This is a genomic window from Allopontixanthobacter confluentis, from assembly GCF_009827615.1.
In the GTDB taxonomy this organism is placed as follows: Bacteria; Pseudomonadota; Alphaproteobacteria; order Sphingomonadales; family Sphingomonadaceae; genus Allopontixanthobacter; species Allopontixanthobacter confluentis.
Genome location: NZ_WTYU01000001.1, coordinates 1051564 through 1074834, shown reverse-complemented (window position 1 = coordinate 1074834; position 23271 = coordinate 1051564). Strand labels below are relative to the sequence as shown.

The window sequence follows — 23271 nt, the reverse complement described above, 5'->3', positions numbered from 1 at the left end:
GCGTTGCCGCCAGTCACTGGCTGTCATAGTCGGATTGAATAGCCGCAACGGCTTGCGGGTTGCGTTGCGGGGCCTTAAATGGCCGCCATGAACGACCTGTCCAGCACACCTGCACAAGACCCGGAGCGCCCCCAGCGCGTCAGAAAACCTGAATGGATTCGGGTCAAGGCGCCGGTTAGCAAGGGGTATCACGAAACGCGCAAACTGATGCGCGACCTCAACCTCAACACCGTTTGCGAAGAGGCGGCGTGCCCCAACATTGGCGAATGCTGGACCAAGAAACACGCAACCGTCATGATATTGGGCGATGTCTGCACGCGGGCCTGCGCCTTTTGCAATGTCAAAACGGGCATGCCGCGCATCGTGGACCCGCTGGAGCCTGAACATACCGCTGCTGCTGCTGCCAAGATGGGGCTGGAGCATATCGTCATAACTTCAGTGGACAGGGATGACCTTCCCGATGGCGGGGCCGGGCAGTTTGTCAAAGTAATCCAGGCATTGCGGCGCGAAACGCCCAACACCACGATCGAAATTCTGACGCCTGATTTCCGCGGAAAAATGCGCCCTGCCGTCGAAGCGATCTGTGAAGCTGGCCCGGATGTCTACAACCACAATCTGGAAACGGTGCCGCGGCTGTATCCCACCATCAGGCCGGGCGCCCGCTATTACGCATCGCTGCGCCTGCTGGAAGAAGTGAAAAGCCACGACCCGCTGATTTTCACCAAGTCCGGCATCATGCTCGGTCTGGGTGAACAGCGCCTGGAAGTGCATCAGGTGATGGATGATATGCGCAGCGCTGATATCGATTTCATGACCATGGGACAGTATCTCCAGCCGACGCCGAAACATGCAACCGTGATGGATTTCGTCACGCCCAAGGCGTTTACCGCATTTGGTGCGATTGCGCGGGCCAAGGGCTTCTTGCAGGTTGCATCCAGCCCGCTCACACGGTCAAGCTATCATGCGGGCGAAGATTTTGCCCAGATGCGCGCCGCGCGTGAAGCCAAGCTGGCACAAAAGCAGACGCAGAAGAAGGCCGGCCGCGAAATCTGATGCCTGGTATCCGTGAAACCCGGGTGCTGCCATATAGCTGCGAACAGATGTTCGCGCTGGTCAGCGATGTTGCCCGATATGGCGAATTTCTGCCGTGGGTCATCGCGACAAGAGTGCGGTCGGACAGTGACGAGGAAATGATCGCGGACATGGTCGTCGGCTTCAAAAGCCTGCGTGAAAGTTTTACGTCCGAGGTCACCAAGAAGCGGCCCCATCTGATCGAAGTGCAATATATCGACGGTCCGCTGCGCGATCTGGATAATGTGTGGGCTTTCCAACCTGTGCCCGGGGGCGGCTGCTCGGTCGATTTCTGTGTCGATTTCACGTTCAAGAACAAAATGTTCGAAGCGCTCGCCGGACAATATTTTGACCGTGCATTCAGGAAGATGGTGGCCGCGTTCGAAGCGCGGGCGGACCAGCTTTATGGCAGCAACAGCTCCAGCGCGCACATCGTTGCCTGAAGCCTGATTTCGGCGCGCGTCTTGCCGTCGAAGCGCCGCATTTCGCTTTCCGGCTCTGCCTCTCCATTCCTTGATGCACGGGCAAACACCACCGTGCCCACAGGTTTCAGATCAGTCCCGCCGCCTGGCCCTGCAACACCGCTGATCGCCACAGCCACATCCGCAATGCTGTTGGCCAATGCGCCTTGCGACATGGCCCAGACACAGGCGATGGAAACGGCGCCAAATGTTTCGATTATGTCACCTGACACATCCAGCATCTGCATTTTGGCATCGTTGGAATAGGTTACAAAACCGCGGTCGAGCACTTCTGACGATCCGGGAATTTCGGTCAATGCGGCGGCCACCAGACCGCCCGTACAGCTTTCCGCCACCGCTATGGTCCGGCCGGCAGCCTTGTTGGCAGCGATCACCCGTGCGGCAAGAGCGTAAACTTCATCTGGCAGCAGGGTTTCCATCATGATTTGCCGTTTTTGCAAATCGCAGGGTTTTTCACATTCGTCATGCTGAACAGGAAACCGGCTAGCCTGCCAATATTTTCTGCCGGCAACGGGGCCAGCAATGTGATTGCGCGGCCAATATTGCCGCATTCCTTCGCCGGTATCGCCTTGGCAGCTTCCTGCTGGACCATTGCATCCACAAATGGCCGCATGGTTTCTGCCGGCATTGAATTGATCAGCGCGCCGATATCATTGCCCGAACCTGCACCACTTGCCTTGCTTTGGGCATATCCCGCCAGCACGCGCTTCGCACCGGGCCATGATTTGGCCTGAAGCGGGGTGTATTTGCCCAGAAACTGCGTGCTGCGCAGCATGGTCATGCTGGCGGCGGGCACGCTCTTCCCGCATTTTGTGTCAAACGCGGCGACCAGGCTCGGCATGGCGTAGATGATCGTGTCGGACAGATCAGCTTCTGCGACACACGCTTGCGCATGGGCAATTTGCGGCACGGCAAGTGCCATCATGGCCGTTGCCACAGTTAAGGTCTTCAACATTTTCATCGTCAGATTTCCTGTGTTTACGTGCGGGCAAAGTTTTTGTGCGGGCAAACAGGCCAGTCAGCCTTGGCCCGCAAAAACGGTTACCACCGCCTGGGCCGCAATGCCTTCCTGCCGGCCAGTGAAGCCCAATCGTTCGGTGGTTGTGGCCTTCACGCTCACCGCTCCTGAGTCAACGCCCAGAAGTGCGGCAAGTTTCCCGCGCATGGCATCGCGGTGCGGGCCGATTTTGGGCGCTTCGCAAATAATCGTCAGGTCTACATTGCCGATCCGGTAACCGGCCTGTGCCACCAGCATGGCCGCATGTTCGACAAAACGGGCAGAGCTTGCGCCTTTCCATTGCGGATCACTGGGCGGAAAATGCTGCCCGATATCCCCTGCTGCCACTGCGCCCAGCATGGCATCAACCACGGCATGAAGCGCGACATCGGCATCGCTATGGCCAGATAGACCCAAGTCATGCTCGATCCGGATGCCCGCCAGCCACAATTCCTCACCTGCGGCCAGACGATGCACGTCATAGCCCATGCCCATCCTCACCATTGGCATTTGCCCCATGAAATCCTCCGCAAATGTGAGCTTCGCCAGCGCTTCATCACCGGGCACATGGCGGATCTGCAGCCCGCCAGCCAGGGCCACCTGTGCATCATCGCCAGCCGTGGCATCACCCTGCCATGCGCGGTGGGCCGCCAGAATGGCAGGAAAATGGAACGCTTGCGGCGTCTGGACCCGGCGTAGACTATCGCGGTCGGCAGAACCTGCCATGACGCCGCTTTTGTCTATCGAAATGCTGTCCACTACTGGCAGGACAGGGATGCTGCCGGGATATTCTGCCAGGCCGGCAAGTAATCTGCCGATCACCACTTGGGGCAGGTCGGCGCGCGCAGCATCGTGGATGAGCACGTAATCCGGCAGCTCCGGAAAATCCGCAGCGAGCAATTCCAGTGCATTTCGGACGGATGCCTGCCGTGTAGTGCCGCCTGTCACCAGATGTATGTTGGCAATGCCTTTTAAAGCAGCCTCGGCCAACTCCTCTGCATCCTGCGGAATCGCAACGATGATGGGCGCAGCGCCGGCATTGGCCATGGCCAGCGCTGAATGGCGCAGCACCGGCATGCCGCGCCACATGGCGAATTGCTTGGGCACTGGCTGGCCTGCGCGCAATCCCGCGCCTGCGGCGACGATCACGGCGGCAAAGGGGGGCGGGGCAGGCTGCTGTTGGGACGGCATATGTTCCATCGCCCGAGGCGCTAGCGCCTTGCGCCATATGCTGCAATGCACTATGCGCTGCCCAAATTTTAGGCACCGCAAGAATTATGACCGCAATACCCATTCCGCCGGCTTTGAAGCCGATCCATATCGGCCCTGTCCTGATTGACTGCCCCGTCGTGCTCGCACCGATGACCGGCGTGACCGATATGCCGTTCCGCACGCTGGTCAGGCGTTATGGTTCGGGCCTGAATGTGACCGAGATGATCGCCAGCCCGGCCATGATCCGCGAAACCCGCCAGTCCTTGCAAAAGGCGGCATGGGACATTGCCGAAGAGCCGGTGTCATTGCAGCTTGCCGGATGCAGCCCGCAGGAAATGGCGGAGGCGGCCAAGCTGAACGCGGATCGCGGCGCGGCCATCATCGACATCAATATGGGATGCCCGGTGAAGAAGGTGGTGAACGGCGATGCCGGTTCGGCGCTGATGCGTGACTTGCCGCTGGCTGCCAGCCTGATTGAAGCTACGGTCAAGGCGGTGGAAGTACCCGTGACGGTAAAAATGCGAATGGGCTGGGACCATGGCGCGCTTAACGCGCCCGAACTTGCGCATATTGCAGAAGACCTTGGCGCCAAGATGATCACGGTCCACGGGCGCACTCGCAACCAGATGTACAAGGGCCATGCCGACTGGGGCTTCATCCGCAAGGTAAAGGATGCAGTGTCCATCCCCGTTATCGCCAATGGCGATATCTGCGGCATTGAAGACAGTGCCGCGGCGCTGGAACAATCGGGCGCGGACGGGGTGATGATCGGGCGCGGGGCATATGGTAAGCCGTGGCTGCTGGGCAAGGTCATGCATTGGCTGAAGACAGGGGAAGTTATCCCCACGCCCGACGTTGACGAACAATTTGCTGTGCTGGTGGAACATTACCGCGGCATGCTGGATCTGTATGGCCCGCAAGTAGGCGTGCGTGTCGCGCGCAAGCATCTGGGCTGGTATACCAAGGGGTTTCACGGCTCTGCTGAATTTCGCAACCATGTAAACTTCATCGAAGACCCCGATCAGGTGCTGGGCGAACTGGAGCGGTTCTATACCCCCTTCATGCACCGCCGCGCCGCATGACTGATACCGATGTGCAGCAGGGCGATCGTCCGGTTGCGCAGGTGCAGATTGCGGGCCTGATTTTTGCGGTGCTTCTGCTGGATAGAGATCTGGTCATTACAGAGGCCAATCCAGCCGCCGAAAGCCTGCTCGGGCGCAGCACGAAAAAGCTGATCGGGACCAGAATTACCGAACTGGTAGATTTCAGCCAGAGCAGGCTTGAAGAAAGGCTGCTGGCCAGCGACCAGCGATTGATCGCGCGCGGGGTTGCCGCAATGGTCGGTGATGAACGCAAGCGGCTCAATCTCACAGTCTCCCCCCTGCCATCCAATCCGGGTTGGCGAGTCATTTCCCTGTCCGATGGCGGGCGGGACGACATGGGCGGTGAAGCAGAAATGGAAAGCGCCGTGGGCGCCCCTGCCGTCCTTGCGCATGAAATAAAAAACCCGCTGGCGGCTATACGCGGCGCAGGCCAGTTGCTGGCACGCAAGGTTGATGAAAAAGACCGGCCGCTGGCGGTCATGATTTGCGACGAAGTGGACCGGATCGCCCGGCTGGTTGACCGGATGCAGAAACTGGGCAGCAATACACCTGCGGCTGTAGGGCCGTTCAATCTGCACGAAGCCATCCGCAACGCGATGGCGACCGTGCGCGCTGCCGCCCCACAAGGGGTGGAACTGGTGGAGGAATTCGATCCGTCACTGCCACCTGTGCTGGCCAATCAGGATGCGCTGGAACAGGTGCTGATCAACCTTTTGTCCAATGCCGCCGAAGCATGTAGCGGCAAGAGCGGGGCGCAAACCGGGGGGCAAATTATCGTCAAGACGCGCTTTGTCAGCGGGTTGGCGCTCAGTGCCATCCGGCTCGGCAATACGGTGCGCGTGCCGATTGAAATTACCGTGTCGGACAATGGTCCCGGTATCGACCCCCATCTGGAACCACGCATCTTCGAACCTTTCGTGACGGGCAAGAAGGGGGGGCAGGGGCTGGGCCTTGCGCTGGTGAAGAAACTGGTGGCCGATATGGACGGACGGATTGGCCATACGCGCGATGACCGCGCCGGAATGACCCATTTCCGCATTAATCTGCCAATCGCCAAATGACCCGCCGCCAAATGCGCAATAGCCAGATAAAGAGATGAAAATGCCCGGTCACATATTGCTGGTGGAAGACGACAACGCCATTGCCACCGTCGTCAGCGCCGCGCTGGAAGACGACGGGTTTGTGGTGACCAGAACGGACAGTCTGGTCGGGCGTGACCGGAACCTGGCGGGCCAGCATTTCAACGCCATGCTGACCGATGTGATCCTGACTGACGGTGATGGCATTGATGATCTGGGCGGGATCCGCAAGGCTCATCCGGACATGCCGATCATCATCTTATCGGCACAAAACACGCTGGATACTGCGGTGCGCGCAACTGACACCGGGGCGTTCGAATATTTCCCCAAACCGTTTGATCTCGACGATCTTGTTCGTGCTGTGCATCAGGCCGTTGGTCAGCAGGCTGGCGGCCAGCAGGCTGGGGCCCGTAATACGGTTGAGCAAGCAGCCGAGAACATCGGCGAGGGGCTGCCGCTGGTTGGCCGCAGCCAGGCAATGCAAGGCGTTTTCCGGATGATTACGCGGGTGCTGCGTAACGACCTGACCGTGCTGATATTGGGCGAATCCGGCACTGGCAAGGAACTGGTGGCAGATGCGATACACCAGCTTGGCCACCGCAAAACCGGCCCGTTTGTGGCGGTCAATGCGGCGGCAATCCCCGGAGACCTGATCGAGAGCGAATTGTTCGGCCATGAAAAGGGCGCTTTTACCGGCGCTGTCACACAGGCCATCGGCAAGTTTGAACAGGCCAATGGCGGCACGCTGTTCCTTGACGAGATTGGCGATATGCCTGCCGAAGCACAGACACGGTTGCTGCGCGCGCTTCAGTCGGGCCGGATCCGGCGGGTGGGCGGCAGGCAGGAAATCGCGGTTAATGTGCGGATTGTGGCAGCCACCAACCGCGATCTGAAGCCGATGATCGCGGCCGGCACATTTCGTGAGGACCTGTTTTATCGGCTGAACGTCGTGCCCATCCAGCTGCCGCCCCTGCGCGAGAGAGCGGATGATATTGGCGCATTGGCGAAACATTTTCTGCGCCTTGCAGCCCATGACGGGCTTCCGCTGCGGCAGTTGGACAATGCGGCCATCGCATTGCTGGAACGTCAGCCCTGGCGCGGCAATGTGCGCGAGTTGCAAAATACGATCTACCGGCTGGCGTTGATGGCACGCGATGATCTGATCGACATCGAAACAATCAGTAGCGTGCTGAACGAAGGCATGGCGCCTGCAGGCAATTCGGACGGTGCCGGTTTCGATTCTGCGCTGCATGGCTGGCTTGCCGTGGCAGGGCCAGTAGGCGGCAGGCTTTACCAGCGCGCATTGGCTGCGTTTGAAAAACCATTGTTTGAATTTGCCTTGCAGCAAACCGCTGGTAACCAGTTGCGCGCTGCCCAATTACTGGGCCTGAACCGCAACACATTGCGCAAGCGTCTGGTCGATCTGGATATAAACCCCGACCAGTTCATGACCGACCGCTAAGGCGCACGGCAGACGTTAATCGGGGCAATATGTCGGTTTGACGCAAAATGGCTTGCATAAAGGCAACAGTGGCGTTGTAAGATAGCAACGATGAACGCCGCTTCCTCGATAATCCCTCGCAGGAGTCCACGCTGGTTACGGCGGCTTGCCGTGGCATCGCGCCAAGCCAATTTTTTCCTTATTTTTGAAATAGCTGCGCTGCTGGCGTTCGGCCTGATGGTGGCCAGCACATATTTCACCTTCACCAGCGCACCGCCGGGCGGCGAATTACTGCCATCGGCGCAGGTTGCCTCCCTGCTCATCGGCACGCTGATACCGGCCATGGCGATTGTCGTGCTGATCGGGCGCAGGCTGGCAATCCGCCGTGCGGCTGGCAGCACGGCGCGCCTGCATGTGAAGCTGGTGTTCTTTTTCTCGCTGGTGGCAGCAGTTCCGACCTTGCTGGTGGCTGCATTTGCCGCGTTTCTGTTCCAGTCCGGCGTGGATTTCTGGTTTTCGGATAATTCACGCGGCTTGATGAAAAACGCTGATGATCTGGCGCGTGGATATTATGAACAGAACCAGCTTGAAGTCGCCAATGAAACGGTGGCCATGGCCAGCGATATGCGTTTCTGGCTGGAACGCGGCACCTTGGCAGACCGTGATTTTGCTGACTTCTACCGCTATCAGGCGCAGGGCCGCGACCTGAACGAATCTGCCATTCTGCAGGAACTGCCTGATGGCACCATGCGCACAGCGGCCATGTTCGATCTGCGCGCTGACAATGAACCGCAAAGCCTGAAACCCGATGTATTCAACAAGGTTCGCACCGGCGAGCAAGTCGTTGTGCAAGGCAATCCTACCAGAATAGAAGCGGTGTCCGCCATCGACCGGAAGAGCGGCATCTACCTCTACAATGCCCGCAACTCCGAAGCATTGTCCTTCATGTCGTGGGAACGCGCGAAGTCCATCGCTTCGGCCTATGAAGTGCTGACCAGCAGGGCAAGGGCGCTGCAATTGCGGTTCAACCTGGCGCTGTTTTTCGTGTCGATCCTGCTGGTGATGATTGCGGTCTGGTTTGCGCTGCGATTTGCAGACCGGCAGGTGGAGCCGCTGACAGAACTGGTTGGCGCCGCCCGAAAAGTGGGTGCGGGCAATTTCTCGCTGCGCGTCGAAGGGCGCACGGGTAATGATGAAATTGGCCAGCTCAACCGTGCATTCAACCGTATGACAGCACAGATCGAGCGTCAGACAGATGCGCTTGTCGGGGCCAACAGCCAGCTCGACGCACGCCGCGCCTTTATGGAAACGGTGCTGGAATCAGTGACTGCCGGGATCATCTCGATCAGCCCGGACGGCCGGATTCTGTTGATGAACAGCCTCGCACAGCAGCTTTTGCTGGGGGAGCGTGTGACCATGCCGATTGACCTGACCCTGGAAAAACTCGCGCCCCAGATCAATGCGCTGGTCAATGGCAAGCTGAACAGCGGCATCGTCAATTACAACAAGGGCGGCGATCTTCTGACGCTGGCGGTCAAAGTGGCCGACGCCCCTGAAGGCAAGGTGATCACGTTCGAAGATATCACCCGCCAGCTGCTGGACCAGCGGCAGGCGGCGTGGTCTGACGTGGCGCGGCGCATCGCCCATGAAATCAAGAACCCGCTTACACCGATACAACTCGCCACTGAACGGCTGAAAAGGCGGTATCGCCGGCAGATCGAGATTGATGGTGAATTGTTCGACGAACTGACCAACACGATTGTCCGTCAGGTGGGCGCATTGCGCACCATGGTAGACGAATTTTCGTCCTTTGCCCGCTTGCCGAAACCTGTTTTCCGCGAAGAAAACGCGCTGGATCTCGTGCGGCAATCCCTGTTTCTGCAGGAAGTGGCCCATCCGCAGATCAATTTTGGCCTCACCACCCAGGAAAACGGGCCGGTCATTATCAATTGCGATCGGCACCAGCTGGGTCAGGCCATGACCAATGTCCTCAAAAACGCAGTTGAGGCGGTCGAAGCGCGGCTGAATACGGCAGAGCCTGATTACCGCGGCAAAATTTCCGTGGAAGTGCTGGCGCAGGATGGCGACCTGGTGGTCCGCGTGGAAGATAACGGGGTAGGCCTGCCGCATGACCCGGACAAGATTGTCGAACCCTATGTCACAACGCGGGAAAAGGGCACGGGTTTGGGCCTCGCCATCGTCAACAAGATTGTCGAAGAGCATGGCGGCACCATGACCTTTGCCGCTGCCGCAGGCGGCGGAACCCGCGTGACATTGCGGTTTGCGCGCGACCCTTCCTCACTCAGCGCCGATTTTGGCGGAGCAGAGGCGGCAGGATGAAATTTAAACGGGTCCATGGAAAGGAAGTGGCGCAATGGCGCTAGAAATCCTCGTCGTAGATGACGAACGTGACATTCGCGACCTTGTCTCAGGCGTGCTGAGCGATGAAGGTTATGAATGCCGGACCGCCGGAGATAGCACGGCCGCGCTGGCCGCGATTGACGAGCGCCGGCCCAGCCTCGTTTTACTCGACGTCTGGCTGCATGGCAGCCCGATGGACGGGCTGGAAGTTCTGGACGCAATCAAGCAGCGCGAGCCTGAACTGCCGGTGATCATTTTTTCCGGCCACGGTAATATCGATACGGCGGTATCTGCTGTCAGCCGCGGCGCGATGGACTTTATTGAAAAGCCATTTGAGGCAGAACGCCTGCTGCTGCTGGTGGGCCGCGCGACCGAGACAGAGCGGTTGCGGCGGGAAAACACCCGGCTGCGCCAGGGCTTTACCCAGGGCGAGGAATTTACGGGAAATTCAGTCGTCATCAATCAGGTGCGGGCGACATTGAAACGGGTCGCAAGCACCGGAAGCCGCGTGCTGATTACCGGGCCGGCAGGGGCGGGCAAGGAAGTTGCCGCGCGGTTGCTGCATAGCTGGAGCCCGCGTCACAACGCCGCCTTCGTAATCGTGAATTCGGCAAGAATTACGCCGGAGCGGTTCGAGCAGGAGCTGTTTGGCGAAGAAAGTGACGGCAAGCTGGTCCGGCCCGGGCTGCTGGAAGTGGCTGACGGGGGCACGTTATATTTGGATGAAGTGGCTGATATGCCGCTTTCAACCCAGGCACGCATCCTTCGTGTTCTGACCGAGCAAAGCTTTGTCCGGGTTGGCGGCAACCGGCAAATCGGCGTTGATGTTCGCGTTGTCTCCTCCACCTCGCGAGATTTGCAGCACGAGATGGAGGAAAAGCAGTTCCGCGAAGACCTGTTCTACCGCCTGAATGTGGTGCCGGTGAACATCCCTTCGCTGGCCGACAGGCGCGATGACATCCCCTCGCTCGCAGAGCATTTTTTCACACGATATGCAGCAGAGCAGGGAATTGCCGCGCCGGACCTGACCGAGGAAGCGATGGCCGCGTTGCAGGCCTATGACTGGCCCGGCAATGTACGCCAGTTGCGCAATGTGGTCGAACGGACGGTCATTCTGACACCGCGTGAAAAACTGGCCGCAGTGGAGCCTGATATGCTGCCAAGCGAAGTGATTGGCGGCAAGCTGGGCGGGACTTCGGGCATATCGGCGTTGATGGGGGTGCCCTTGCGCGAGGCACGCGAAAGTTTCGAGCGGGAATATCTGACCATCCAGATCCGCCGGTTTTCGGGAAATATTTCCAAGACCGCGAGTTTCATCGGCATGGAACGTTCCGCCCTTCACCGAAAATTGAAACTGCTGGGCATGGGCGAGCGTAATGCGGACGAGCGTAAACCCTGAATTTCTTTGCTGAAATCAGGAATGCGTGGAATTTTTGGCAATTGATGATAATATAGCGCTACCAAAAGAAGAACGATTGATCGTCCGTTAGCCGGGCAGAACAGTCAGAATGCGGACCGCAAAGGCGGCTGCCAATAAAAGAAGGAGACTTTCAATGTCCGAAGGACGTACGCTGAGTGCGCGGCCAAAGCCTAAGGCAGCAGAGCCGGTGAAACAGGCAAAGCAGCAAAGTCTGCAAGATGCCTTTCTCAATATGCTGCGCAAGAACAAGACCCCGGTTACCATGTTCCTGGTCAAGGGCGTCAAACTGCAGGGCATCGTGACCTGGTTTGACAATTTTTCCATCCTGCTGCGGCGCGATGGCCAGTCGCAGCTGGTATACAAACATGCTGTTTCCACGCTGATGCCCGGCCAGCCCATTGATGCCGACCAGTTTGAAAGTGCTGAAAGCCAGCGCAAACAGCGGCTGCTGCAGGATGTATTCCTTTCGCGCGTCAGCGAGGCAGAAGCACAGGTAACGATGTTTCTGGTCAATGGCGTAATGTTGCAAGGCCGGATTGCGGCCTATGATCTGTTCTGCATGCTGCTGGAACGCGATGGTTTTGTTCAGCTTGCCTACAAGCATGCTGTGTCAACCATCCAGCCAGCGACGCCCGTCGATCTGTCGGGCGATTGGGAAGGTGAAGAAGACTGAGCTTCGATGATGATCTGTTAGGCGAAGTCTCGCGCGGTGCGCGGGCGCTCGTCATATGTCCCGACATCAGAGGGGCAAAGCATGACCTGGATGCAGGTTCGCGGCTTGAGGAAGCCTGCGGACTTGCGCTCGCCATCGGGATCGAGGTGGCGGAAGCTTTTGTCCTACCGGTGCGCGATGTTAAGCCCAACACGCTGTTTGGTGCAGGGCAGGTGGACAACATTGCCGCCAAGTGCGAGTTGGAAAACGCTGAACTGGTAGTGGTGGATGGCGCCCTGTCGCCCATCCAGCAGCGCAATCTGGAAGACCGGCTGAAGCGCAAGGTCATTGACCGGACCGGCTTGATCCTCGAGATTTTCGGTGAACGCGCCGCCACTGCTGAAGGGCGGCTTCAGGTCGAACTTGCGCATCTAGACTATCAACAGAGCCGCCTGGTTCGTAGCTGGACCCATCTGGAGCGCCAGCGCGGCGGTTTCGGTTTCCTTGGCGGCCCGGGTGAAACCCAGATCGAGGCTGACCGGCGGATGATCCGCCAGCGAATGTCGCGGTTGCGCAAGGAATTGGAACAGGTTCGGCGGACCCGCGCCTTGCATCGTGAACGGCGGGGCAGGGCACCATGGCCGGTCATCGCGCTGGTGGGTTATACCAATGCCGGAAAATCAACCCTGTTCAACCGGCTAACCGGCGCTGAAGTCATGGCCGAAGACTTGCTGTTCGCCACGCTGGACCCGACAATGCGCGCGATCCGCTTGCCGGGCGTGGAAAAAGCCATCCTGTCTGACACCGTTGGTTTCATTTCAGACTTGCCGACCCAGTTGGTTGCTGCATTTCGGGCAACACTGGAAGAGGTTACTGCTGCTGATGTGATTGTGCATGTGCGCGATATTGCCAGCCCCGCTGCGGCCGCGCAGAAATCCCAGGTTCTGGATGTTCTGCGGGAACTCGGCGTGACTTCGGATGATGGCGAAGAAGCGCCAATTCCGATTATCGAGGCGTGGAACAAGTGGGACTTGCTCGACGAAGAGCGCATCGCGGAATTGCGAGATATTGTCGATGGGGATGCCAATATCGTCGGCATTTCTGCGGTCACGGGCGAGGGCATTGGACGCCTGGTGGATCGGTTGGATGAACTGCTGACCGTGGGCTCCAAGCTTTACCATATCACCCTGCCAGCGGGCGAAGGGCAGAAAGTCGCCTGGTTGCACGCCCATGGGCAGATCGTTTCGCAATCAGACGTCGTCACGGCGGATGGAGCAGGGGGCATCAGCGATGAAGACGCCACAGATTCTGGCCCGCAAATCAGCTATGAAGTGCGCCTTTCGCCAAAGGAATATGGCCGTTTCGCGAGCCTGTAACAGGACCTGACTGCCACAACCCCGATACTTCAATGCTTGCCAGATCGCGGCGCGCCCAAACATTGGCCGCGTCCAGCAGGCGAAAAGCGTAAATTCGCAACTGGGAAAAATCGCTAGGTTTCGGTTTTCTTGACCTGTTGCCACAAGGCTTCTTGCTCAGTCAGCGACAGCGCGTCGAACCTGGTATTTGAGCCTGTTTCCGGATCTGCACCTGCAAGCGCTTCCATGCTGCGGTATCGCCGCTCGAACTTGTCGTTGGCGGCGCGCAATGCTGCTTCCGGCGCAATGCCATATGCGCGAACCAGATTGACCGCGGCAAACAGCAGATCGCCAGCTTCTTCAACCTGCTTGTCGTCGGGGGCTTCAGCCAGTTCCAGCATTTCCTCGTGCAGCTTGGCAGCCGGACCGTCCGTGTCCGGCCAGTCAAATCCATCGCGGGCGGCTCGCTTTTGCAGCTTGTCAGCCCGCAACAACGCCGGAAGGGCGCGGGCAACCCCGTCCATCGCGCTGGTGGCGCCTTTGGCTTCGCGTTCAGCGGCTTTCAATGTTTCCCAGCGGCTTTCGCGCATCGTGCCTGTTTCATCGCCAAAAATATGGGGATGGCGGTTTTCCATTTTCTCAGAGATCGCCCGTGCGACATCATCGAAGGCAAACAGGCCCATTTCTTCGGCCATTCTGGCATGGAACACGACCTGCAGCAGCAGGTCGCCAAGTTCCTCACGCAATTCCTCCATCGCACCGCGCTCGATTGCGTCCGCAACCTCGTAGGCTTCTTCGATCGTATAGGGTGCGATGCTGGCAAAATTCTGCGCACGATCCCATTCACAACCCTCATCCGGATCGCGTAGGGTGGCCATGATGGCAAGAAGGCGGTTGAGATTGGCAGTCATAGTGGGATGATAATATATATTATGTTAAATAATGTGTGGGTGTGGAATGGGGCGGAACGCCCTCTCACGAATTGACCAAATCAATAAAGAGGAAAACGAGCATGAAAAGACCCGCCCATGTCAGCGCCATGACCAGCCCTTTTTTCCAATGCAACCGCTGGCCGGCCATGGCGCTGACTGCCAGCACCAGAAACCCCAGCAGGGAAATTAGCTGAACCGTGTCGAATTGGCTCATAGCGCCACCTGCATCCCGTCATATCCGACAAGCACTCCCGATGGCACTTCTTCGCTGAGTGCTACATAATCCATGCTTTTGTCGAGATGCGTCAGGACTGCCTGCTTCGCGCCGGTGCGTTTTACCAGTTCCAACGCCATACCCAAATGTGCATGTGTTGGATGCGGTTCGCGGCGTAGGCAGTCGGTTACCAGCAGGTCCACGCCTGTGAACAGGGTGACCATCTCATTGGTAATTTCACTGAAGTCTGTCGCATAACCAATTGATAAGCCATCAGCTTCAAACCTGAACGCTGTGCTTTTCGCCGGGCCATGCGGCATGATGCACCAGCGCACGGAAAATCCGGCGCACAGCCTGATCCTGTCCAGCGTGTCCAAGTTGACGATGGTGTGGTAGCCAAATTGGCCAGCGAACACATAGTCGAACCGTTGCCGCAGCCGGCGGACCGTTTCCTGGCCAGCGTAGCCGGGAATTGCGCCGTTGCGGCCATAGCGCAGCGGCCGCAAGTCATCTATGCCATGGCAATGATCTGCATGGTCATGTGTCCAGAAAACAGCGTCGATCCGGTCAATGTCGTTAGCTAGGAATTGCTGGCGCAAATCCGTCGAAGTATCGACCAGCAACCGTTTCCCTTCATTGCTTTCGACCAAAATCGACACGCGCGTTCGTCTGTTTTTGGGCTCATTCGGGTCGCAATCGCCCCAGTCATTGCCTACGCGCGGTACCCCTGTGGACGTGCCGCAGCCGAGCATGATCAGCTTCATGTCGCTGCCCCTTCAGGCACGGCTTTTCTGAATAGTTTCTCGAAATTACGGGTGGTGTATTCAGCCAGCGTTTCCAAGTCTTCACCGCGCAATTCGGCGACAAATTCGGCAGTATTGCGGACAAAGGCAGGTTCACACGGCCTTCCGCGATGCGGTACTGGGGCCAGAAACGGACTATCTGTTTCTACCAGCAGACGATCCTGCGGGATAATTGTTGCAATTTCCTGCAGTTCCTTGGCATTCTTGAAAGTGACAATGCCGGAAATGGAAATAGTAAGCCCGAGGTCGAGCACTTTCTGTCCAAATTCGGTAGAAGCTGTGAAGCAATGGATCAGCGCGGGAAATGCGCCCTTCTCCATCTCGCTTGCCAATATGTCCGCAGTATCCTCTTCAGCATCGCGCGTGTGAATGATGAGGGGAAGCCCGGTTTCGCGCGCAATGCCGATATGCATCCGGAACAGGTCTTTCTGAACATTGCGATCGGACTTGTCGTAATAATAGTCGAGGCCGGTTTCACCAATCGCGATGACCTTTGGATGCGCCGTCGCTGCGCGCAGGGCCTCCTCGCCAAGATCGGCATGGGCGTCAGCCTCGTGCGGATGGATCCCTACGCTGGCCCAGACGTCCGGCTCTCGCTCTGCTGTAGCAACGACCTTGTCCCACTCGTTCTGGCGGGTCGAAATGTTGAGAAAGCCTTTGACGCCGGCCGCCCGTGCACGTTCAAGAACGGCCTGCTGGTCTTCGACCAATCCCTTATATTCAAGGTGACAGTGGCTGTCGATCAGCATCAGGCAGGCTCGCTCTCGGGCAATTCGAGCCGGGGAAATATACCTTCCGGCTTGCCCAGTACAAAACCGGATGTGGCCAGATTGTTAAACCACTCGGCATCATCCATTGCAGCAAAGTCCCTTGCCTCAGCAGGCATACCCATCTGGTCGAGCATCCGGTCGGCTGACGCTGGGACGACGCACCGAACAGCTATCGCCAGATCCCGAACGCAGCGGAATAAAGTCATCAGCACTGCATCCATGCGGTCCGGGTCCGTCTTGCGAAGGGCCCAGGGTGCCTGATCGTCAACATATTGGTTGCACGCAAAAACCGCGCGAATCCAGGCATCCAGCCCTTCACTGAATGACAGTTTTTCGAAGCTGGAAACCAGTTCGTCAATCCCCCCTCGCACGGTGCGCTGCAAGACATCGTCGGCTTCATCAGATGTCGACGTGCGCTTAATTTCTCCATCCATATTCTTGAAAATCATGGATAAAGTTCGCTGCGCGAGGTTGCCGAAGCTGTTTGCCAGCTCGGCATTCGCCCGCGTTACAATGGCTTCCGGCGAATAGCTGCCATCCTGACCGAAAGCGACTTCGCGCATCAGGAAATACCGCAGCGGATCGACGCCGTATTTGCCTGCCAGTTCCATCGGATCGGTCACATTGCCGAGCGATTTGGATTCCTTTTCGCCCCTGTTGAGGAGGAAGCCGTGACCAAAAACCTGCTTCGGGAGCGGCAGGCCTGCACTCATCAGGAAAGCCGGCCAATAGATGGAATGAAAGCGGACAATGTCCTTGCCGATGAGATGAATGTCTGCTGGCCAGAATTTCGCCATCATGTCTGTTTTGTCGGGGTAGCCGAGGCCGGTCAGATAGTTCGTCAGGGCATCGACCCAGACATACATGACATGGTTAGCGCTGCCCGGCACCTTTACGCCCCAGTCAAAGCTGGTGCGCGAAACAGAAAGATCCCGCAAACCACCAGAAACAAATGCAATCATCTCGTTGCGCCTGCTGTCAGGCTTCAGAAATTCAGGATGCTGGTTGAACAGAGCAAGCAACTTGTCCTGATATTTGGACAGACGGAAAAACCAGCTTTCTTCGACAGTCCATTCAACCGGTGTGCCTTGCGGTGATGTTTTTTCACCGCCCTCGCCGTCCACCAGTTCGCTCTCGTCGTAGAATGCTTCGTCGCGGACGGAATACCAGCCTTCATAGCGGTCTAGGTAGAGGTCACCATTGGCCTCCATCGCTTGCCACAATGCCTGGCTCGCGCGATGGTGATCATCATCCACGGTCCGGATGAACCGGTCATAGCTGATGTTAAGTCCGTCACACATTTCCTTGAAATATGAAGACATTTCATCGGCTAACTCATGAGGAGTGCGGCCCTGCTCCTCTGCCTTGCGCAGCATTTTCAATCCGTGTTCGTCCGTTCCGGTCTGGAAGCGGACTTCCCGCCCTCTCAGGCGCTGGAAACGGGCAATGACATCGGCGGCAATCGCTTCATAGGCGTGACCGATGTGCGGGCGACCATTGGGATATGAAATCGCAGTGGTGATATAGAAAGGATCAGACATTGAAGCGGTCCCTAGGTCCAGCGGCAGAAGCAAGCAAGGTTCCGATTTGCATCACCAGCAGGCCTGCGTCGAAATTGTAAGTCGGTGCCTGGCCGGACAAGGCGATGAGTTCTGCATGGGCTTCCACCATCGGTTCTATCTGGTCGGCCCGGCAGTCCGCTGCCATGCCCCCAAGAACTGACCGGGCGAGATCGAGGGAGGCGAGCACCCGCCCTCTGTCCGGCCGCGCACCCATGGCGTCTGCCAGGCGGCCGCGCAGAATGAAATTCGGATCGCCTTCGCGCGCGATCTGTTCCATCAAAAGGTTCAGTTTGCCAAGATCGCGCGACACGAAATCCAGCGCAGCGCCCGGCGCGCCGCCAGCGGCTGAAATGGCCGCTTTCCTTGTGGCTTCATCAGCCTGAGGCATTTCTTTCGCCACGATGCGTGCCATTTCCGCTGCCGACAGCGTTGGAAAACGCAGCACGCGGCAACGCGATCGGATGGTGGGTAAAAGGCGGGCCGGACGGTGCGCCACAAGCAAGAAATATGTCCCTTGCGGCGGCTCTTCCAAACTCTTCAGAAGCGCGTTTGACGCACCCTTTTCAAGGTCATCAGACGGATCGATGATTATGGCCCGCCTGCTGCCCAATGTGGGCCGCGTATTCAGCCGCTGCTGCATCGCCCGAATTTGCGCGATCGATATGTTGCGTTTGAGTTCGAACGGTTTGCCCTCTTCGCGCTTGCGCTCTTCCTTGTCATCCTTGGGTAGATGGGTGAGGATGTGGATATCAGGATGCTGGCCCTGCGGTTGGCTGACGCCCGTTTCTGCCACCAATTCGCGCGCTGCTGCCAGAGCGAAGTGCATTTTGCCAAGGCCGCGCTTGCCCGCCAGCAGCCAGGCGTGGTGCATGCGCGGGCCTGCTTGTGCCTCGCGCCACTGGTGCCACGGCTCCTCATGTCCTGACAGGCTCATGGCTGGCAGTTCAGCGCAGCGTGGACAGCATGGGCAATTCGCTGGTGGACGTCTTCCGGGGTTCCCTGCCCATCGACAATGGTGAACAGATCGGGTTCGTTTTCCGCATAGCGGGAAAATGCGGCAGCTACCTTTGCGTGATACTCTGCGTCACGCCCGCCAATCGCGTCAGAAACACCATCATCGCGGAGCGACAAGCGCTGCGTAACAATATCTGTCGGAGCTTCGATCAGCACGGTTAAATCCGGCCGCAAACCGCCGCTGCCAATGTCATGCAGCGTCAGGATCGCTGCATCCCCCAGCCCGCCAGCACCGCCCTGATAGGCACGGCTTGAATCGAGGAACCTGTCCGTTATCACCCAGATCCCATTCTCGAGAGCAGGCTTGATCAACTTGTCGACATGATCTGCACGCGCGGCGGCAAACAGCAATGCTTCAGCGCGCGGGCCCCATCCGCTGCTTTCCGGCGGCGCAAGCAGCAAGGCGCGGATGGCTTCTGCGCCTTTGGTACCACCCGGTTCGCGGGTGATCAGAACCTTTTTTCCTGCATCCTCAAGCGACTTTGCCAGCAGTTTTGCCTGCGTGGATTTGCCTGTCCCCTCGCCGCCTTCCAGCGCGATGAACTTGCCACGCGTCATGATATCAAGCCTGCAATTCCGTTATAAAGCCGCTGAAATGTCCCGGCCTTGGGCACGTCATCAGCGGTCATCAGCGGAACGCGGGATGGCGGCAAACCATCCACCTGAATTTCCAGTTCCGCGATACGCTCTCCTTTTGCAACTGGCGCTTGCAGTGGGCCTTCATAGTGAATTGTCAGCTTAACATTGCGCGGGGCACCGGCCGGGAACGTGGCATTGATCGTGCCGGGCGCAAGCAGTGCAACGCGGTCGCTGGCACCGTCCTGAACCTCTGCGAAACCGACTTCGTTACCTTTGTAAAACAAAGGTTTGATATCATGTGCCGAGAAACCCCATTCGATCAGTTCACGGGCGGCTTTGTTGCGAAATTGCGGGCGTTCGCTGGCCGCGATCACCATGATCAGCCTGCGGCCGTTTCGTTTCGCTGAGCCCAGAAAGCCATAGCCTGCTTCATTGGTGAAACCTGTTTTCAGCCCGTCAGCGCCATCCACCACGCCAATCATCGGATCGTGATTGGCCTGGGCAATGTTGTTATATTTGAAGCCTTCGCGCCCGAAATATCGCGCATATTTGCTGGGGTGCCGGGTTATGATGGCGCGTGCAAGTGTGGTCAGATCGCGCGCAGTGGTAAAGGTGCGGCCTTCATCCATCCAGCCGTTGGGCGTGCCGAAGTGGCTATTGTTCATCCCCAGATCGCGCGCTTTCCGGTTCATCAGGGCCACCCAGCCATCCACTGACCCTGCCGCCCCTTCTGCCAAAATGATCGAACCGTCATTGGCCGAAACGGCAGCAATGCCCATCAGCAGATCATCAACGGAAATGCGCGCATCCTTGGGCACGAACATGCGCGAGCCCTTGTTGTGCCATTCCTTGAATGTTTCAGGCCGGACGGTGAATGTCTGGGCCAATTGCAATTTCCTGGCTTCGATCAGTTCGAACGCAAGATACAGGGTCATGACCTTGGTAATCGATGCTGGCACAAACCGCCGGTCGGCTTCGCGTTCCATCAGGATCTGGCCGGAAGAAACATCGACCAGAAAGGCAATCGGCGCCGCATCTGGCGCGGGCACAGCCGCTTCGATACGCGGCGCCCCGCCCGCATTGGTGGCGGCGCCCAAGGCGATGACGGGGGCCAGCATTCGTAGGAAAATATGCAAAATCGTTCCTGCCACCGGGTCTGGTCCGGTGGATTACCCTACTGTTGAAATACCGCCACCCTATAGCTGGCCAGCTTCAGTTTGGCGAGAGACCGCACATGCTGTCCACTGTCATATCGCAGGGTAAGCAACCGCAAAGCGATCAGTCTTACCGTGCAATTTCGTCAGCCAGAAGCCCGACACTCATGGCGTAATAGTTGGAGCAATTATATTCGAGGATAACACGGTAATTCGCGGTCAATAACCACGCCGGCGCACCAGGGCCATCAGGCTGGAAAAACGATGCCATGACGTCATCTGCAAGATAGGCCTGCGGTTGCACGCCCAGCTTGCGCCATTCAGCCACGGTTTTCCACTGGCTGTGGCGTTCATGCACGCGCGAGCAGACAGGCGAATTCAATTTGCTTTCGATGCTTTTACGGTCGAGCGAGGCCGGCACGCTTGCTCTTACGCCCCATGGCTGACCGCGGCGCCAGCCTGCATCGCGGAAATAATTGGCGATTGAATGGAGTGTATCGGCTCTGCTGTTCCAGATATCCGCGTTACCGTCGCCATCGCCATCCTTTGCCAGACGCAGATAGACGCTGGGAAGGAACTGCGGATTGCCGAAGGCACCAGCCCAGCTGCCGACCATTGTCGAACGCGAAAAACCACGATCAGCAATTTTCAGCAGATCGATCCATTCTGTCGAGAACAACTCGCGCCGCCGCCCTTCCCATGCCAGCGTTGCCAGCGAGCGGGAAAGGTCGAAATTACCCTTGTAACTGCCGTAATTCGTTTCGTGCCCCCAAATCGCAATGACGATTTCAGCAGGGACGCCGTATTCGCTCTCGATGGAACGGGTGAGGCTGCGTGTCGTGCCAAACGTGCGCTTCCCGCCATTGATGCGGGCGCTGTCGACATGCGTGGCAATGTACGGGGCCAGCGGTGGAAACCCCCTCGACGAAGCGCTGCCCGGCTGATCGCGGTCCAGTTCGATGACGCGCATATTTGGCGTAAGGCCTGCAGTCATGCGCTGGATTGTCGGCTCGCTCACACCTTCGGCGCGCGCACGGGCAATCAACAGTTGGAGATAGGCATCAAATGGCAAATCCTGGGCCTGTGAGGGCGCGCCTGGAAATGCGAGGGCAAAAGCAGCAGTTATTGCAAGAAGTGGTCTGAATTTCATAACGCTGTGATGTCATACCACAGGTGAATCGCAAATGACTTTCGACAGTTGGAGCGATATCTGTGGCAATATGTCATGAAACGAGCAAAAGCCGGGATGACAAACGCTGAAAGGCACGCTAGCGGCTTTTCTCAAGCGGACAGGTGGCAGAGCGGTTGAATGCACCGGTCTTGAAAACCGGCGTGGGTTAACGCCCACCGTGGGTTCGAATCCCACCCTGTCCGCCAATTTTTGCTGTCAGTCGTTTGCGGAAAATGTCGTCGCCATGGCGCCATTTGCCAGCCCATCGCTCGGCTGCGCAAAATCGTGATCATGGCCATCATCGCCGCAATTCTGGCTTACTTCTGTGCGCAGATCGTAATCGGGTTCACCTTGCGGATCATCATTGATTTCAAATTCCATCGCATCTCTCCTATGATGCGCTAACGGGTTGAAATGGATAGATGTTCCCGCAGATGCGACGAACGGCTCGTCGCATCTGGGGAAAACCGAAGCTAGCCTCACATGTGAATGGTCTTGCCATAAGCGGACAAGACAGATTCGTGCATCATTTCGCTCAGTGTCGGATGGGGGAAGATGGTGTTCATCAATTCGGCCTCCGTCGTCTCAAGCGTCTTGCCGATAGTGTAGCCCTGAATGAGTTCGGTGACTTCCGCGCCGATCATATGAGCGCCCAGCAATTCGCCCGTGGTGGTATCGAAAACAGTCTTGATGAAACCTTCCGCTTCGCCAAGGGCGATTGCCTTGCCGTTTCCGATGAAGGGAAAATTGCCGACTTTTACGTCGTGGCCCGCTTCCTTTGCCTTGGCTTCCGTCAGCCCGACGCTGGCGATTTGCGGATGGCAATAGGTGCAGCCGGGGATGGCATTGCGGTCGAGCCGGTGCGGGTGAACATCCTTGTTGCCCAATTCGCGGGCGATGGATTCTGCGGCCGTAACGCCTTCATGGCTGGCCTTGTGGGCGAGCCATGGGCCGGGCACGCAGTCCCCGATGGCCCATAAACCTTTCACACCGGTGCGGCCAAAATCATCAATCTGGATAAATCCGCGGTCCATTTGTACGCCTGCGGTATCCAACCCGATGTTTTCAGTATTGGGCTGGATGCCGATGGCCACGATGGCGTGGCTGAATTCCTCAGATGAAACCTTGCCATCTTGGCCCTTGATCCGGGCCGTTATGCCTTTTTCGGTGGCCTTGAGCTCTTCAAGCCCGGTCGCTGTGCGGATGTTCATTCCCTGCTTGGTCAGCGATTTTTCAAGAAATGCGGAAATCTCTGCGTCTTCTACCGGCACAATCCGGTCAAGCATCTCAACCACGGTAACGTCCGCGCCCATATCATTGTAAAAGCTGGCAAATTCAATGCCAATGGCGCCTGAACCTATGACCAGCAGCCGGCTTGGCATTTCCGCCGGAACCATGGCGTGGCGATAGGTCCAGATGCGTTTGCCATCCGCAGGCGCAAAAGGCAGGTCGCGTGCACGCGCGCCGGTTGCGACAATAATATGCTTTCCCGTGATTGTTTCGCTGCCCTTGTCGCCCTTCACTTCCAGCGTGGTGGCGTTCTTCAAGGTGCCCTCGCCCATGTGGACGGTGATCTTGTTTTTCTTCATCAGATGCGTAACGCCCTGATTTAACTGCTTTGCCACGCCGCGTGAGCGTTTTACGACCGCTGCCAGATCAGCCTCGATTTCCTTTGCGATCAGCCCGTAATCCTTGGCGTGCTGCATATAATGGAAAATCTCGGCCGAGCGAAGCAGCGCTTTTGTGGGTATGCAACCCCAATTCAAACAGATTCCGCCAAGGTTTTCGCGCTCGACAATAGCCGTCTTCAGGCCCAGTTGGGCACAGCGAATGGCCGCGACATAGCCGCCGGGGCCGGAACCAAGAACGATAACATCATATTGAGAAGCCATGGTAACT

At 57.9% G+C, this 23271-nt stretch carries 23 protein-coding genes and 1 tRNA gene; 10 read left to right on the top strand and 14 right to left on the bottom strand.

Annotation, left to right across the window (positions count from 1 at the left end):
* Positions 1-87: 87 nt before the first annotated feature.
* Positions 88-1053, top strand: coding sequence for a lipoyl synthase (lipA, locus tag GRI44_RS05085; RefSeq protein ID WP_160600322.1), 966 nt, complete (start codon positions 88-90; stop codon positions 1051-1053).
* Positions 1053-1514 (top strand): type II toxin-antitoxin system RatA family toxin, encoded by a 462-nt coding sequence (locus GRI44_RS05080; protein ID WP_160600321.1) that lies wholly within the window; start codon positions 1053-1055, stop codon positions 1512-1514. The genes lipA and GRI44_RS05080 overlap by 1 nt, the downstream gene beginning before the upstream one ends.
* Here the strand turns inward: GRI44_RS05080 and GRI44_RS05075 are convergent.
* From GRI44_RS05075 to GRI44_RS05065, 3 genes are all read right to left on the bottom strand, one after another.
* Entirely contained in the window at positions 1475-1975 is a 501-nt protein-coding gene (locus GRI44_RS05075) for a CinA family protein (protein WP_160600320.1), read from the bottom strand. The two genes, GRI44_RS05080 and GRI44_RS05075, sit on opposite strands and share 40 nt — an antisense overlap.
* The gene (locus tag GRI44_RS05070) at positions 1972-2508 is read right to left on the bottom strand and encodes a hypothetical protein (protein WP_160600319.1); all 537 of its coding nucleotides are present in this window, start codon (positions 2506-2508) and stop codon (positions 1972-1974) included. Before GRI44_RS05070 ends, GRI44_RS05075 begins: the two co-directional genes overlap by 4 nt.
* Before the next feature lie 63 nt (positions 2509-2571).
* Entirely contained in the window at positions 2572-3750 is a 1179-nt protein-coding gene (locus GRI44_RS05065) for a bifunctional 2-C-methyl-D-erythritol 4-phosphate cytidylyltransferase/2-C-methyl-D-erythritol 2,4-cyclodiphosphate synthase (protein ID WP_160600318.1), read from the bottom strand.
* A 77-nt stretch (positions 3751-3827) separates the two neighbouring features.
* Between GRI44_RS05065 and dusB the strand changes: the two genes are divergently transcribed.
* The 7 genes from dusB to hflX all read left to right on the top strand — a co-directional run bounded on the left by dusB (position 3828) and on the right by hflX (position 13194).
* Complete coding sequence (gene dusB, locus GRI44_RS05060) at positions 3828-4844, top strand: tRNA dihydrouridine synthase DusB (protein ID WP_160600317.1); 1017 nt, start codon at positions 3828-3830, stop codon at positions 4842-4844.
* On the top strand, positions 4841-5926 hold the full coding sequence (locus tag GRI44_RS05055) for a two-component system sensor histidine kinase NtrB (protein WP_160600316.1): 1086 nt from the start codon (positions 4841-4843) through the stop codon (positions 5924-5926). Before dusB ends, GRI44_RS05055 begins: the two co-directional genes overlap by 4 nt.
* Positions 5927-5966: 40 nt before the next feature.
* The gene (locus GRI44_RS05050) at positions 5967-7406 is read left to right on the top strand and encodes a sigma 54-interacting transcriptional regulator (protein WP_160600315.1); all 1440 of its coding nucleotides are present in this window, start codon (positions 5967-5969) and stop codon (positions 7404-7406) included.
* A gap of 90 nt (positions 7407-7496) precedes the next feature.
* On the top strand, positions 7497-9725 hold the full coding sequence (locus GRI44_RS05045) for a sensor histidine kinase (RefSeq protein WP_160600314.1): 2229 nt from the start codon (positions 7497-7499) through the stop codon (positions 9723-9725).
* 34 nt (positions 9726-9759) lie between these two features.
* Entirely contained in the window at positions 9760-11145 is a 1386-nt protein-coding gene (ntrX, locus tag GRI44_RS05040) for a nitrogen assimilation response regulator NtrX (protein ID WP_160600313.1), read from the top strand.
* A gap of 154 nt (positions 11146-11299) precedes the next feature.
* Complete coding sequence (gene hfq, locus GRI44_RS05035; RefSeq protein ID WP_160600312.1) at positions 11300-11839, top strand: RNA chaperone Hfq; 540 nt, start codon at positions 11300-11302, stop codon at positions 11837-11839.
* Positions 11836-13194, top strand: coding sequence for a GTPase HflX (gene hflX, locus GRI44_RS05030; RefSeq protein WP_160601295.1), 1359 nt, complete (start codon positions 11836-11838; stop codon positions 13192-13194). The genes hfq and hflX overlap by 4 nt, the downstream gene beginning before the upstream one ends.
* 113 nt (positions 13195-13307) lie before the next feature.
* Here the strand turns inward: hflX and mazG are convergent, their stop codons facing one another.
* From mazG to GRI44_RS04990, 9 genes are all read right to left on the bottom strand, one after another.
* Positions 13308-14084, bottom strand: a complete 777-nt coding sequence (gene mazG / locus GRI44_RS05025) for a nucleoside triphosphate pyrophosphohydrolase (RefSeq protein WP_160600311.1) — start codon at positions 14082-14084, stop codon at positions 13308-13310.
* Positions 14085-14148: 64 nt separating this feature from the next.
* Positions 14149-14319, bottom strand: a complete 171-nt coding sequence (locus GRI44_RS13850; RefSeq protein WP_202386141.1) for a hypothetical protein — start codon at positions 14317-14319, stop codon at positions 14149-14151.
* Positions 14316-15083 (bottom strand): MBL fold metallo-hydrolase, encoded by a 768-nt coding sequence (locus GRI44_RS05020; RefSeq protein ID WP_160600310.1) that lies wholly within the window; start codon positions 15081-15083, stop codon positions 14316-14318. Before GRI44_RS05020 ends, GRI44_RS13850 begins: the two co-directional genes overlap by 4 nt.
* Complete coding sequence (locus GRI44_RS05015; protein ID WP_160600309.1) at positions 15080-15871, bottom strand: TatD family hydrolase; 792 nt, start codon at positions 15869-15871, stop codon at positions 15080-15082. Before GRI44_RS05015 ends, GRI44_RS05020 begins: the two co-directional genes overlap by 4 nt.
* Entirely contained in the window at positions 15871-17433 is a 1563-nt protein-coding gene (gene metG, locus GRI44_RS05010; protein ID WP_160600308.1) for a methionine--tRNA ligase, read from the bottom strand. The genes GRI44_RS05015 and metG overlap by 1 nt, the downstream gene beginning before the upstream one ends.
* Complete coding sequence (locus GRI44_RS05005; RefSeq protein ID WP_160600307.1) at positions 17426-18388, bottom strand: DNA polymerase III subunit delta'; 963 nt, start codon at positions 18386-18388, stop codon at positions 17426-17428. Before GRI44_RS05005 ends, metG begins: the two co-directional genes overlap by 8 nt.
* Positions 18385-19026 carry a dTMP kinase gene (tmk, locus tag GRI44_RS05000; RefSeq protein ID WP_160600306.1) on the bottom strand — a complete coding sequence of 214 codons (642 nt, stop codon included), beginning with the start codon at positions 19024-19026 and terminating at the stop codon, positions 18385-18387. Before tmk ends, GRI44_RS05005 begins: the two co-directional genes overlap by 4 nt.
* On the bottom strand, positions 19023-20165 hold the full coding sequence (locus GRI44_RS04995; RefSeq protein WP_160600305.1) for a D-alanyl-D-alanine carboxypeptidase family protein: 1143 nt from the start codon (positions 20163-20165) through the stop codon (positions 19023-19025). The genes tmk and GRI44_RS04995 overlap by 4 nt, the downstream gene beginning before the upstream one ends.
* A gap of 166 nt (positions 20166-20331) precedes the next feature.
* A complete protein-coding gene (locus GRI44_RS04990) occupies positions 20332-21351 on the bottom strand; it encodes a lytic murein transglycosylase (protein WP_160600304.1) in 1020 nt (339 codons plus the stop codon).
* A gap of 137 nt (positions 21352-21488) precedes the next feature.
* Between GRI44_RS04990 and GRI44_RS04985 the strand changes: the two genes are divergently transcribed.
* Positions 21489-21578: transfer RNA gene (locus tag GRI44_RS04985), tRNA-Ser, on the top strand.
* Positions 21579-21588: 10 nt separating this feature from the next.
* Here the strand turns inward: GRI44_RS04985 and GRI44_RS04980 are convergent.
* Positions 21589-21753, bottom strand: coding sequence for a hypothetical protein (locus GRI44_RS04980; protein ID WP_160600303.1), 165 nt, complete (start codon positions 21751-21753; stop codon positions 21589-21591).
* 98 nt (positions 21754-21851) lie between these two features.
* Entirely contained in the window at positions 21852-23264 is a 1413-nt protein-coding gene (lpdA, locus tag GRI44_RS04975) for a dihydrolipoyl dehydrogenase (protein ID WP_160600302.1), read from the bottom strand.
* Positions 23265-23271: the final 7 nt, after the last annotated feature.